The sequence below is a fragment of the Streptomyces sp. NBC_01317 genome, from assembly GCF_035961655.1.
Lineage (GTDB): Bacteria > Actinomycetota > Actinomycetes > Streptomycetales > Streptomycetaceae > Streptomyces.
The window spans coordinates 3,340,371-3,352,523 of the sequence record NZ_CP108393.1; the positions used below are offsets into that span (position 1 = coordinate 3,340,371).

A 12,153-nucleotide genomic window follows, 5' to 3' on the forward strand; every position below is an offset into this window, starting at 1 on the left:
AGCGAGACCCGAGTGAGTCCCAGCGACACCCGAGGAGCTTGAGTTCCACCATGCCAGCCACCACTGACAATCGCCCCGCGGCCCTGCTCTCCATGGGCCCCGGCATCGCCGAGCGGCTGTTCACCGACGACCACAGGACCCGGCTGACCGGCCTCGTCCGTACGGATACCGCCCTGATCGCCCATCAGCTGTCCGACCCGGCGCCCGCCGTGGCCGCCGCCCTCGCCGACGCCGAACTGCTCGTCACCTGCTGGGGAGCGCCCCCGCTCACCGCCGACGTCCTCGACGCCGCACCCCGCCTGCGGGCCGTCGTCCACGCGGCGGGTTCCGTCAAGCACCACATCACCGACGCCTGCTGGGAGCGCGGCATCGCCGTCACCTCGGCCGCCGCCGCGAACGCCCGCCCCGTCGCCGAGTACACGCTCGCCGCGATCCTCTTCGCGGGCAAGAACGTCCTCGGCTCCGCCCAGCGCTACCGGAACCTGCGCACCCACCACGACTGGCGGGAGGAACTGGACAGCGCGGGCAACTACCGCCGTACGGTCGGCATCGTCGGCGCCTCCCGCATCGGCCGCCGTGTCATCGAGCTGCTGCGCCCCTTCGACCTGGACGTCCTGCTGTACGACCCGTACGTCGAGCCGGCCGAGGCCGCCGCGCTCGGCGCGGTCCTCGTCACCCTGGACGACCTGTGCGCGCGCAGCCACGTCGTGTCGGTCCACGCCCCGCAGCTCCCCGCCACGGACCGCATGATCGGCGCCGCTCAGCTGGCCGCGATGGCGGACGGTTCGACGCTGGTCAACACCTCACGCGGATCGCTCGTCGACGAGGACGCGCTGCTGCCGGAGCTGGTGGCGGGCCGCCTCCACGCCGTACTGGACGTGACGGAGCCCGAACTGCCGCCCGTCGACTCGCCGCTGTACGACCTGCCGAACGTCCTGCTCACCCCGCATGTCGCCGGGTCCCTCGGCGGTGAGATCCACCGGATGGCGGACCAGGCGCTGGACGAGGTGGAGCGCTGGACGAAGGGGTTGCCCTTCGCCGACCCCGTACACCCGACAAATCTGCACCTCTCGGCATAAAAGGACCCAGGCACGCGCGAAGGCCCGGCGCCCCTTCCGGGGTGCCGGGCCTTCGGCTGTCGCACACAACCTCAGTGGCTGTGACCGTGGCCGTGACCGGCCTCGGCCTCTTCCTCGGCCGGCTTCTCGACGACCAGGGTCTCGGTCGTGAGCAGCAGGGAGGCGATGGACGCGGCGTTCTCCAGCGCGGAGCGCGTGACCTTGACCGGGTCGATGACGCCGGCCTTCACCAGGTCGACGTACTCGCCGGTCGCGGCGTTGAAGCCGTGGCCCTTGTCGAGGTCGGCGACCTTCGCGGTGATGACGTAGCCCTCAAGGCCGGCGTTCTCGGCGATCCAGCGCAGCGGCTCGACCACGGCGCGGCGGACGACCGCGACACCGGTGGCCTCGTCGCCCGTCTTGCCGAGGTTGCCCTCCAGGACCTTGGCGGCGTGCACCAGGGCGGAGCCACCACCGGAGACGATGCCCTCCTCGACCGCGGCGCGGGTCGCGGAGATGGCGTCCTCCAGACGGTGCTTCTTCTCCTTGAGCTCCACCTCGGTGGCGGCGCCGACCTTGATCACGCACACGCCGCCGGCCAGCTTCGCGAGGCGCTCCTGGAGCTTCTCGCGGTCCCAGTCGGAGTCCGTGGACTCGATCTCGGCCTTGATCTGGTTGATGCGGCCGACGACCTCGGTGTGGTCGCCGCCACCGTCGACGATCGTGGTGTCGTCCTTGGTGATGGTGACGCGGCGGGCGGAGCCCAGCACGTCCAGACCGGCCTGGTCGAGCTTGAGGCCGACCTCCTCGGCGATGACGGTCGCGCCCGTGAGGGTGGCGATGTCGCCGAGCATGGCCTTGCGGCGGTCACCGAAGCCGGGGGCCTTCACCGCGACCGCGTTGAAGGTGCCGCGGATCTTGTTGACGACGAGCGTGGAGAGCGCCTCGCCCTCGACGTCCTCGGCGATGATCAGCAGCGGCTTGGAGCCACCCGCGGCGATGACCTTCTCCAGCAGGGGGAGCATGTCCTGGATGGAGGCGATCTTGCCCTGGTTGATCAGGATGTACGGGTCGTCGAGGACGGCCTCCATACGCTCCTGGTCGGTCACCATGTACGGGGACAGGTAGCCCTTGTCGAAGGCCATGCCCTCGGTGAAGTCGAGCTCCAGGCCGAAGGTGTTGGACTCCTCGACGGTGATGACACCGTCCTTGCCGACCTTGTCCATCGCCTCGGCGATGAGGTCACCGACCTGCTGGTCCTGCGCGGAGAGCGCGGCCACGGCGGCGATGTCGGACTTGTCCTCGATCGGGCGGGCGGTCGCGAGGAGTTCCTCGGACACGGCCTTGACCGCGGCGTCGATGCCCTTCTTCAGGGAGGCGGGCGACGCGCCGGCGGCGACGTTGCGCAGGCCCTCGCGGACCAGCGCCTGGGCCAGGACGGTGGCGGTGGTGGTGCCGTCACCCGCGATGTCGTTGGTCTTGGTCGCCACCTCCTTCACCAGCTGGGCACCGAGGTTCTCGTACGGGTCGTCGAGCTCGACCTCGCGGGCGATCGTGACACCGTCGTTGGTGATGGTCGGGGCGCCGAACTTCTTGTCGATGACGACGTTGCGGCCCTTGGGGCCGATCGTCACCTTCACCGTGTCGGCCAGCTTGTTGACGCCGCGCTCAAGGGCGCGACGGGCGTCCTCGTCGAACTTCAGGATCTTCGCCATGGGAGCTTCTCTAGTCCTCTCGAACGAACTGCGCCCCCGTCCGCCCGGCAATCGCAGGGTGGCCGAGGGCGCAGCTCAAAAGCAAAACTGACTCGTGAATTACTTCTCGATGATCGCGAGTACGTCGCGGGCCGAGAGGACGAGGTATTCCTCGCCGCTGTACTTCACTTCGGTGCCGCCGTACTTGCTGTACAGAACGACATCGCCGACGGAAACGTCGAGCGGGAGCCGCTCGCCGTTCTCGAAACGGCCCGGGCCCACGGCCAGGACGACGCCCTCCTGGGGCTTCTCCTTGGCGGTGTCCGGGATGACCAGGCCAGAGGCCGTGGTCTGCTCGGCGTCGAGCGGCTGGACCACAATGCGGTCCTCGAGCGGCTTGATGGCAACCTTGGTGCTGGCGGTCGTCACGATCCGACCTCCCCCTTCGGAGATCTCACGGGGTGAACTGTCTTGGGTGGCGACCGGGTGGATCCGTCGTCGCGGGTGCCGGATCCGCCAGTCGCGCTTTGGCACTCTCCAGTGGGGAGTGCCAGACCTGAGACTATGACCGCGATTAGCACTCGGTCAAGCGGAGTGCCAATGAGCTTGCGCGTGGCGGCGCGGCCGGGGCGCGAAAACGCCCGTACGAGGGGCTGTCCCCGTACGGGCGTGCGAGCACCGAGCGTGCGAACACCGGCCCCGCGGCCGGGGGTTCTCAGACGTAGTCCTCCAGCCTGGCCACCGCGTACCCCTTGTCCGTGATGGTCTTCATCACACGCCGGATCATGTCGGGCATGGAGCCCTTCCCGTCCTCGCGCCCCCGGAAGTGGCTGAGGACGATGTCGCCGGGGTGCAGGTCCCGGTCCCACTCGCGCCACTCCATGTGGTCGGGGAACGCCTCGGCCGACCACAGCGGTACGGCGGTGATCCCGCAGGACTTCGCGACGCGCAGGGTGTCGCCGTTGTAGTTGCCGTACGGCGGACGGAAGAGGCGGGGCCGCTTCCCGTACCGCTTCTGGATCTTGTCCTGCTGGCCGCAGATCTCGCGCTTCTGCCCGTCGCGGGACAGGCCGGGCAGGTAGGGGTGGTTGAGGGTGTGGTTGTGCAGTGCGACCCCGCGGTCCCGCATCAGCCGGAAGTAGTTGTAGTCGTCGTTGATCACGTAGTCGCTGAGGAAGGCGCTGTACGGGATCTTCAGCTCGGCCATCATGCGGAGGAACTCGGGGTCCTTCTCCGCGCCGTCGTCGATGGTCAGGAAGACGATCTTGTCCTTGACCGGCACGGTGGTGAAGACGGGCGGGAGCCCGGCGCCACCGGAGACCTCGAAGCCCTTGCGGGTCCTGATCACGGGCTTGACGGCGGGGGGCGGGGGCGCGGTCAGGGGGGTTCTGGCGAGCTTCCACCGCTTGGCGGTGGCGGTACGGACGGCCTCGGCGCGGCGGAGTTTCTCGGCGTAGGCGGCGAGGGCGCCGGCGGGGCCGCGGCGGGGGGCGCTGCCGGGCTTCTGAGCCCGGTCGGCTTTCTGCGGGCTGCCGGGCTTCTGGGCGCCGCCGGCCTTCTGAGCCTGGTCGGCCTTCTGAGCTTTCGGCGCCCGGTCGGCTTTCGGCGCCTGCGGTGCCGGGTGCCCCTCAGGCGCGTAGGCACGGCTGCCGTTCGGCTCTCCGGTGCAGCCGGAACCGAGCGCGGCGACGAGCAGGGCGGCCACCAGGACACGCGCGCGTCCAAATTCTCGCTTTTGTCGTAAAAGCTGCATGGCGCTGCATCCTGTCAGCGCGGCACATCCCCCACCGTACGACTCGCCGGACTACTCCAGGTCCGTCAACTCGTCGGCGTAGATCTTCGAGAGCGGTTGCGGCCCGATGTACTGCTGGCAGTTGCACTGCCTGCGCTCGTACTTCAGCGGCTTCTTGTCCTCGTCCCACTCCGTCGCGACCTCGACGTCCTCGTGGCACTTCCCCCGCTTGTCGTGCTTCGCCAGGTGGTGGGAACACCCGCAGACGGGCACAGGTGGCTTATGGGCCTCCTCAAGCGCCTTCCGTTCGTCCTCGGCCAGCTTGAGGCGTTCCATTATTCGCTCGTGACGCGTGTGCAGCGCCGTGCGGCCCGTGTCGGCCACCCATCCGAAGCCGCCCACGATGAAGAAGACGAAAAGCCACCAAATCCATTCCATCCGCCGCCCCTTAACCCTGAATGGCGCATGCGTTCCCTCTCCAGGATAGGTCTCGGGCTGTAGGAAGCACCTCAGCGGTGGGCTCCGCCGCCCCTGCGGGCCGGTACCGGATCCAGCAAACGCCCAGCCCAGCACTGGTGCCCGGCGGACCGGACAAGTCCCAGCAGACCGGTCATCAGGAGGGTGCCTCCGAAACCCAGGGCGTACACAGTGGCACTCAGCGTGACCACGTCCACCCGGGTCACCGCCCGGCCCGCGACCGCCGTACCGGCCAGGCACAGCGCGACGGAGGGCAGCAGCCAGAGGACGGACCTGCCGTGCGCGCGTACGCGCTCGTCGGTCACGGGTTCCGGGCCGAGATACGCCCACGCGTCCAGCCGGTCCCGTACGTCCTGGTTCCGGCGCACCCAGAGCCCCAGCGCGACGGCGGCGGGGACCAGGAGGAGCGCCGCGAGGACCAGCGCGACGAGGCCGCTGAGCAGCCCCAGGCCGCCGTCCTCGATGCTCCGGACGGCGAGCCCGACGGCGGCCCACCCGAGCACGGCGACGGCGGCGATCCCCCAGAGGAGCAGCAGGCGCCGGACGGCCAGCGCCCGCTCGGCGAGCGCCACGACGGTGGCGTCCCGCTCGGCGAGCAGCTCGGGGGAGAGCCCCCCGTACCCGCCCTCGGTCTCCTCGTCGGCCGCATCCCCCACGCACGCCTCGAGCCCCTCCTCGGACGGGGGCTCCGGAGGGTACGGCGGAAGCGCGAGGCGGTTGATCACCCGGCAGAGGGTAGCGGCGATAGCCTCTGCGACGATCATCCACGGCCCTGCTCACCGCCCCACCATCACCCGCCCACCGTCCCGGAAGGCCCCGGCCATGACCACAGAACGCATCGGACCCCCCGCCGTCGCCGGGGAGCGCGTCATGCTGCGCGCCTTTCTCGACTACCACCGGGCGACCCTCGCCATGAAGACCGACGGCCTCTCGGACGAGGACCTGCGCCGCCGCTCGATGCCCCCGTCGACGCTCACCCTCCTCGGGCTCGTACGGCACATGGCGGAGGTCGAGCGCGCGTGGTTCCGCCGGGTGATCAACGGCGAGGACATCCCCCTGGTGTGGTCCGACACCGGCGACTTCCAGGTGGCGTACGACGCCCGTACGGCCACCCGCTCCGAGGCGTTCGCCGCCTGGGAGGCCGAGGTCGCCCACTCCCGGCGGATCGAGGAGGCGGCGGAGTCCCTCGACGTCACCGCCTACGCGGCGAAGTGGGAGGAGGACGTCTCGCTCCGCATGGTGATGCTGCACCTCATCCACGAGTACGCCCGCCACAACGGCCACGCGGACTTCCTGCGCGAGGGAATCGACGGGACGGTGGGCGCCTGAGCGGTACGGAGCCGCGCCGGGCACCCGGCGATCCGCCGAACCGCCGGCCAGGACCTCGCCCAGGTCCACCCAGTGGCTGTCGGACAGTGTCCAGTCCCAGGCGGGCCAGTGGAGGAAGACCGTCTGCCGTACCTCTCCGTTGATCCACACCTCGTAGAGATGATGACGGAGTGTCATCGGCAATGATCGACCGGTGGCCCACGGGACGCCACATCCGGGAAGTCCCGGGGAGACTCGACCGCGCGGCGCGCCGCGCGCGTCCGTTTCGTTCAAGACCGGGGCGGCCGGTGCCCGCTAGCGTCGCCGCCATGAACAGCACCCACAAGGAATCCCGCCATGTCAGCGTCCATGTCGACCGCGCCGTGCGCGACGTCTACGCCTACGCCTCGGACCCGGCCAACCTGCCCGCGTGGGCCCACGGCCTGGGAGGGTCCGTCGAGAGGAGCGGGGACCGATGGGTGGCGGAGTCCTCGCCCATGGGACGTGTCGTGGTCGCCTTCGCGCCGCGCAACGAGTTCGGCGTGCTCGACCACGACGTCACGCTGCCCTCCGGGCAGACCGTGTACAACCCGGTCCGCGTGATCGCCGACGGCGCGGGGAGCGAGGTGGTGTTCACGCTCCGCCGGCAGGCGGAGATGAGCGACGCCGACTTCGCGCGTGACGCCGACACGGTCGCCGCCGACCTGGCCCGGCTCAAGGAGCTGCTGGAGTCCGCCCGGTAGGGCGTCCGGAAGGGCGTCCGGCCGGGGCTTGTTCAGCCGCGCGGCCAGGTATGGCCGATCAGGTTCTCGATGCTCGAGTTGAAGCGTTCCAGCGCCGTGGCGAACGCCGCCGCCTCCTCCGGCTTCCACTCCGCCAGAACCGTCTCCAGCCCCCGCACCCCGTCCTCGCGGTCCGCGTGGAGCTTGCCCAGACCCTCGTCCGTGATACGGAACTTGCGGGCGATCCCACCCTCCGGATCGGGGATGCGCTCCACCAGCCCCGCCCGGGTCATCGCGGCCGTCTGCCGGTTGAGCGTGGACGTCTCCAGGCCCAGCGCGTCGACCAACTGCCCGATGGACAGCGGGCCTTCGGCCTCGATCCGGCTGAGCAGGAGGTACGCGCTGCGGTCGAGCCGCGCCTTGGGCGCCAGAGCCATGTAGCGATAACGCGCCAGCAGCGTCATCTCCAGCTGGATCTTCTCGCTCGCCTCACGCACCACGGCAACCTCTTCCTGTCGGTCCGTCGATTCCCGGCACCACACGTCCTCGGCACCACGCCCACCGGAAACGCCCACCGGCACACCCACCTGCATGTATATCAGCGCAATATGCCCCGTACATACAGCATGTACGCTACACAGTGCATCACGTCACGCCCCTGACAGGAGACGCTGTGAAACCCACCGTTCCGCCGCCCCCGGCAGCCCTCGCGGCGCCTCCCTCCCCCCGTACGGGAGCCGTCGTCGCCGTCCTGGCGAGCGCCGGCATCGTCGCCGCGCTGATGCAGACCCTGGTCGTGCCCCTCATCGGCGAGCTGCCCCGCCTCCTGGACACCACCCCGGCCGACGCGTCGTGGGTGATCACGGCGACCCTGGTCGCGGGCGCCGTCGCCACCCCCGTCACGGGCCGGCTCGGCGACCTGTACGGCAAGCGGCGGCTGATGCTCGTCTGCGTCCTGCTGCTGGTCGCCGGCTCGGTGGTGTGCGCCCTGTCCGACTCCCTGCTCCCCGCCGTCGCGGGCCGCGCGCTGCAAGGGTCGAGCATGGGCATCATCCCGCTCGGCATCAGCATGATGCGCGACATCCTGCCGCCCGAACGGGTCGGCTCCGCCATCGCCCTGATGAGCTCCTCGCTCGGCATCGGCGGCGCCCTCGGCCTGCCCCTCGCGGCGGTCGTGGCCCAGAACACCGACTGGCACACCCTCTTCTGGGGCGCGGCCGGCCTCGGCCTGGTGCTCGGCGTCTTCATCCTGCTCTTCATACCGGCGGCGCCGGTCCGCGCCACCGGCCGGTTCGACTTCGTCGGAGCCCTCGGCCTCGGCGCCGGGCTGGTCGCCCTGCTGCTCGCCGTGACGAAGGGCACCGACTGGGGCTGGGGCAGCGGCACCACGCTGGGCCTGCTGGGCACGGCGCTGGTCGTCCTGCTCGTGTGGGGCGTGTGGGAGCTGCGTACGCGCGACCCGCTGGTCGACCTCCGCACCACCGCCCGGCGCCAGGTGCTGCTGACCAACCTGGCGTCCGTCGTGGTCGGATTCGCGCTGTACGCCCAGTCGCTGATCGTCCCCCAGCTGCTCCAGCTCCCCTCCGCCACCGGCTACGGCCTCGGCCAGTCGATGGTCGCGGCGGGCCTGTGGATGGCCCCGGCCGGCCTGGTCATGATGGGCGTCTCCCCGCTGGGCGCGAAGCTCTCCGCCGCGCGCGGCCCGAAGGTCTCCCTGCTCACGGGCTCGGTGATCATCATGTGCGGGTACGCCCTGGCGCTGGTCCTGATGGGATCCACCTGGGGCCTGCTGGTCTTCACCTGCATCAGCAGCGCGGGGATCGCCTTCGCGTACGGGGCCATGCCGGCGCTGATCATGAGCGCGGTGCCGGTGTCGGAGACGGCGGCGGCGAACGGTTTCAACGCCCTGATGCGCTCGATCGGTACGTCGGTCTCCAGCGCGGTCCTGGGCGTGGTCCTGGCCCACATGACTGTCTCGGCCGGCGGCTTCACGGTCCCGTCCGAGAGCGGATTCCGTACGGGCTTCGCGATCGGCGGCGGGGTCGCCCTGATCGCGGCACTGGTGGTCGTGGCGATCCCGGGCCGCAAGCGAGTGGCGGCGACGCCCCTGGCGACGTCCGTCCCCACGTCCGCCCCCACGTCCACCGCCACGCCGCCCGGCGACCACCCGACACCGATCCCGGAACGCAGCGGCTCGTAAGAGCGCCGTACCCACAGGCCTCCCCGCCGTTTCCCCCGCCAGGCATGATGGACGGAATGACGGCGAGGAGTTCGATGACCAGTCAAGGCGTGAGCGTCACCGGCGAGTGCGGGGCGTGCGGGGGTGTGCTGACCCGGAAGGTGGGTCAGCACATCGACCAGGACGAGGTGCGGTGGGAGACGGAGACGACCTGCACGGGCTGCCGGGCGGGCGGCTCCACCCCACCCACCTCCGGCACGACCCCCGAGGAGATCCGCCAACTCCTCCTGACGGAACACGGCCCGGCCCGCCTCACCCTCACCGACGGCACGGCGAACCTCATCTCGGTCACCCGCGTCCTGAGCCGGACCCACGGCTTGTCGTTGGGCGAGGCGCGGACGATGGCCGCCGAGCTACGGACAACGGGGCTCGTAGGCACCCTGGTCGAGATGGAGTGGCTGGCCACGGCACTGCGCGAACGCGCGGTAACCGTGACGGTCGGCCCGGCGACGGCGGGCTGACTCGCAGATCACCCGCACGTGTAATTCCCTCTCCCGGCGTAGGACCGCAGACTACGTAGCGTAAGGAGGGGCCGAAAGGCCTGAGCACAGGGAGCACACATGGCAAAGAAACACCGGTCGCCGATCGGTGACGACGGATCGCAGCCTGACCGTCCGATTCCGCCCAAGCCGCCCGAGCCCGCACCCAAACCGAAGTAGCGGCGGACCCCATGCCCCGCCCTCCCGCCCCGGACATTCCCGCCCGCACGGCCGGAACGCAGCGCCTGCTGCGTGCGATCGAGCGGACCCGCGCCACGCCGATTCCCGGCGCGTGGGCGGACGTTCTGGCGCGTGTCCCCCGGGACGCCTTCCTGCCCGACGAGGTGTGGCTGAGGGACGGGGAGGGCGGGTACGTGCCGTGCGACCGTCGGCTGGATCCGGGCGGGTGGATGGGCGCCGCGTACTCGGACGTACCTCTCCTCACCCAGTTCGTGACCGAGTCCGACGGCACCCGCTCGCCCTCGTCCTCCGCGTCCATGCCCAGCATGGTCCTGCGCCTCCTGGAGGACGCCGAACTGGGCCCCGGCGCAAGGACGCTGGAGATCGGCACCGGCTCGGGTTACAACACCGCCCTCCTGTGTGCCCGCCTCGGCGACGGCCTGGTCACCTCCGTGGAAGTGGACGCGCCCCTCGCCGCCCGCGCGCGCGAGAACCTCGCCGCCCTGTCGTACTCCCCCGCCGTCATCCACACCGACGGCGCGGACGGTTGGCTCTCCCGCGCCCCGTACGACCGTGTCCTCGCCACCTGTTCCGTCCGCTCGGTGCCCGCCTCCTGGCTGGAGCAGACAGCTCCCGGCGGACGCGTCGTGACCCCCTGGGACAGCGGATGGAGCGGTTACGGCACGCTTCGCCTGACGAAGCTCCAGGACGGCCGCGCGGAGGGCACGTTCGCCGCGTACGGCTCGTACATGCTGATCAACGGCCAGCGCACCGACATCGAGCTGTTCCGCGACGTCCTGCGCGAGGGCCAGACGCCCGACACGGGGACAACTTCCCTCTCCCCGTGGGCCGTTGCCGGGGCCGACCCCGCGCTCGACTTCCACCTCGGGCTGACGGTCCCGGGCGCCTGGTACTCCTGGGACACCGAGTCCGCCGCCGCCCACACCCGGCTGTGGATCGCCGACACCACCGCGAGGAGCTGGGCGCGCGTCGACTACGACGGCCGGCAGAGCGAGACGTTCCGCACGGCCCAGTACGGACCGCGCCGCCTCTGGGACGAGATCCGCGCGTCCCACGACCGGTGGACGCGGACCGGCCGGCCCGCGATCGGCCGTTACGGGCTGACCGTCACATCCGAGGGGCAGACGGCCTGGCTGGACAGCCCGGACACACCCGTGGCGCCTCCGTGATCGCGGGCTTGGGGTGGGTGCGGGGCCGGGGCCGTTCGGAGGGGCTACGGCGTCAGTACGATGCGGCCGAAGACCTCGCCCGCGTCCATCTTCCGGTGCGCCAGAGCCGCCTGGTCCAGTGGCAGCAGTTCATGCACCACCGCCTCGATCTCCCCCCGGCTCGCCGCCGCGAAGTGCCCGGCTCGCGCGGTGGCCCGGTCGGCCGCGGGGACGGTGTCCGTGCTGAGCGTGGAGAACGACAGCGACTTCTGGAAGGCCGCCGTCATCCTCGTACCGAAGTCCGCCGGTGGCCGGCCCCCGACGATGCCCACGACCACCATGCGGCCGTTCGGGTTGAGCCGGTCGAGGAACGACGGCAGGTGCTCACCGGCCACCACGTCGATGATGACGTCGTAGCCCGCAGGAGCGTCCTCCCCTCCGGAGCCGGAGCCGGAACCGGAGCCGGAGCCGGACCGGTCCAGTACGTGCGTCGCGCCCAGCTTCCGCAGCCGCTCCCCGCGATCCCCCGACGACGTGGTGACCGCCACCGCGCCGGCCCCGCCCCGGGCCGCGAACTGCACCGCCATGATCCCGAGGCTGCCCGCCGCGCCCCGTACCAGAACCGTCTCCCCGGGTACGAAACGGGCACGAGCCAGCCCGAAGTGCGCCACCACCCCCGCGCTGCCGAGCGTCACCGCGTCGGTGGCGGACAGGTCCGCGGGCAGGGGAAGGACCTCCGTGACCGGCGCGACGGCCTGTTCGACATAGCCTCCGCCGGTGCCGGTGAATCCCCACACCCGCCGTCCGACCCACGACGCGTCGACACCGTCACCGACCGCCGTGACCGTGCCCGCCACCTCACCACCCGGGATGTGGCCCTCCTTGAAGCCGTAGGCCGCCAGGACCCCGCTCCGGATCAGGGTGTCGACACCGCCGACGCCGATCGCCTCGGTGGCGATCACCACCTGCCCGGCGGCGGGAACGGGGTCGGGGACGTCGACCACCACCAGTCCCTCGGGACGTCCGAACTCTCGGATCGAAACTGCCTTCACCGTGGTCTCCTTCTCCTCGGTCCGACGCTCTCGGTCCGACCGT

13 protein-coding genes are annotated in these 12,153 nt (G+C 70.9%); 6 read left to right on the plus strand and 7 right to left on the minus strand.

Annotation, left to right across the window (positions count from 1 at the left end; genetic code table 11):
- Window positions 1-50 precede the first annotated feature (50 nt).
- Window positions 51-1,079 carry a hydroxyacid dehydrogenase gene (locus OG349_RS14010; protein ID WP_327234939.1) on the plus strand — a complete coding sequence of 343 codons (1,029 nt, stop codon included), beginning with the start codon at window positions 51-53 and terminating at the stop codon, window positions 1,077-1,079.
- Window positions 1,080-1,150: 71 nt separating this feature from the next.
- Here OG349_RS14010 and groL read toward each other — a convergent pair whose 3' ends face one another.
- The 5 genes from groL to OG349_RS14035 all read right to left on the minus strand — a co-directional run bounded on the left by groL (window position 1,151) and on the right by OG349_RS14035 (window position 5,617).
- Window positions 1,151-2,773: a chaperonin GroEL gene (groL, locus tag OG349_RS14015; protein ID WP_327234940.1), complete on the minus strand. Its 1,623-nt coding sequence runs from the start codon at window positions 2,771-2,773 to the stop codon at window positions 1,151-1,153.
- Window positions 2,774-2,872: 99 nt separating this feature from the next.
- Complete coding sequence (gene groES, locus OG349_RS14020) at window positions 2,873-3,181, minus strand: co-chaperone GroES (RefSeq protein WP_023539274.1); 309 nt, start codon at window positions 3,179-3,181, stop codon at window positions 2,873-2,875.
- Window positions 3,182-3,467: 286 nt separating this feature from the next.
- Entirely contained in the window at window positions 3,468-4,505 is a 1,038-nt protein-coding gene (locus OG349_RS14025) for a polysaccharide deacetylase family protein (protein WP_327234941.1), read from the minus strand.
- A 51-nt stretch (window positions 4,506-4,556) separates the two neighbouring features.
- Window positions 4,557-4,922: a hypothetical protein gene (locus OG349_RS14030; RefSeq protein WP_327234942.1), complete on the minus strand. Its 366-nt coding sequence runs from the start codon at window positions 4,920-4,922 to the stop codon at window positions 4,557-4,559.
- Between the two features lie 71 nt (window positions 4,923-4,993).
- Window positions 4,994-5,617, minus strand: a complete 624-nt coding sequence (locus tag OG349_RS14035; protein WP_327234943.1) for a hypothetical protein — start codon at window positions 5,615-5,617, stop codon at window positions 4,994-4,996.
- A 166-nt stretch (window positions 5,618-5,783) separates the two neighbouring features.
- On the opposite strand from OG349_RS14035, the gene OG349_RS14040 reads away from it, so the two are divergent.
- Together OG349_RS14040 and OG349_RS14045 are read left to right on the plus strand one after the other, a co-directional pair.
- Window positions 5,784-6,290: a DinB family protein gene (locus OG349_RS14040; RefSeq protein WP_327234944.1), complete on the plus strand. Its 507-nt coding sequence runs from the start codon at window positions 5,784-5,786 to the stop codon at window positions 6,288-6,290.
- Window positions 6,291-6,598: 308 nt separating this feature from the next.
- Complete coding sequence (locus tag OG349_RS14045; protein ID WP_327234945.1) at window positions 6,599-7,012, plus strand: SRPBCC family protein; 414 nt, start codon at window positions 6,599-6,601, stop codon at window positions 7,010-7,012.
- Window positions 7,013-7,044: 32 nt separating this feature from the next.
- On the opposite strand, the gene OG349_RS14050 is transcribed toward OG349_RS14045, so the two are convergent.
- Window positions 7,045-7,455, minus strand: a complete 411-nt coding sequence (locus OG349_RS14050; protein ID WP_161311098.1) for a MarR family winged helix-turn-helix transcriptional regulator — start codon at window positions 7,453-7,455, stop codon at window positions 7,045-7,047.
- Between the two features lie 209 nt (window positions 7,456-7,664).
- Between OG349_RS14050 and OG349_RS14055 the strand changes: the two genes are divergently transcribed.
- The 3 genes from OG349_RS14055 to OG349_RS14065 all read left to right on the plus strand — a co-directional run bounded on the left by OG349_RS14055 (window position 7,665) and on the right by OG349_RS14065 (window position 11,079).
- The gene (locus tag OG349_RS14055; RefSeq protein WP_327234946.1) at window positions 7,665-9,191 is read left to right on the plus strand and encodes an MFS transporter; all 1,527 of its coding nucleotides are present in this window, start codon (window positions 7,665-7,667) and stop codon (window positions 9,189-9,191) included.
- A gap of 74 nt (window positions 9,192-9,265) precedes the next feature.
- Entirely contained in the window at window positions 9,266-9,691 is a 426-nt protein-coding gene (locus OG349_RS14060; protein ID WP_327234947.1) for a hypothetical protein, read from the plus strand.
- 209 nt (window positions 9,692-9,900) lie between these two features.
- The gene (locus tag OG349_RS14065; RefSeq protein ID WP_327234948.1) at window positions 9,901-11,079 is read left to right on the plus strand and encodes a methyltransferase; all 1,179 of its coding nucleotides are present in this window, start codon (window positions 9,901-9,903) and stop codon (window positions 11,077-11,079) included.
- Between the two features lie 44 nt (window positions 11,080-11,123).
- Here the strand turns inward: OG349_RS14065 and OG349_RS14070 are convergent, their stop codons facing one another.
- Entirely contained in the window at window positions 11,124-12,110 is a 987-nt protein-coding gene (locus OG349_RS14070) for a zinc-binding dehydrogenase (RefSeq protein WP_327234949.1), read from the minus strand.
- Between the last annotated feature and the right edge of the window lie 43 nt (window positions 12,111-12,153).

Excerpts from the sequence above, each read along its gene's own strand:
- OG349_RS14010 (WP_327234939.1), top strand. The coding sequence starts at position 51 with ATGCCAGCCACCACTGACAATCGCCCCGCGGCCCTGCTCTCCATGGGC.
- groL (WP_327234940.1), bottom strand. The coding sequence starts at position 2,773 with ATGGCGAAGATCCTGAAGTTCGACGAGGACGCCCGTCGCGCCCTTGAG.
- OG349_RS14025 (WP_327234941.1), bottom strand. The coding sequence starts at position 4,505 with ATGCAGCTTTTACGACAAAAGCGAGAATTTGGACGCGCGCGTGTCCTG.
- OG349_RS14030 (WP_327234942.1), bottom strand. The coding sequence starts at position 4,922 with ATGGAATGGATTTGGTGGCTTTTCGTCTTCTTCATCGTGGGCGGCTTC.
- OG349_RS14040 (WP_327234944.1), top strand. The coding sequence starts at position 5,784 with ATGACCACAGAACGCATCGGACCCCCCGCCGTCGCCGGGGAGCGCGTC.
- OG349_RS14045 (WP_327234945.1), top strand. The coding sequence starts at position 6,599 with ATGAACAGCACCCACAAGGAATCCCGCCATGTCAGCGTCCATGTCGAC.
- OG349_RS14050 (WP_161311098.1), bottom strand. The coding sequence starts at position 7,455 with ATGACGCTGCTGGCGCGTTATCGCTACATGGCTCTGGCGCCCAAGGCG.
- OG349_RS14060 (WP_327234947.1), top strand. The coding sequence starts at position 9,266 with ATGACCAGTCAAGGCGTGAGCGTCACCGGCGAGTGCGGGGCGTGCGGG.
- OG349_RS14065 (WP_327234948.1), top strand. The coding sequence starts at position 9,901 with ATGCCCCGCCCTCCCGCCCCGGACATTCCCGCCCGCACGGCCGGAACG.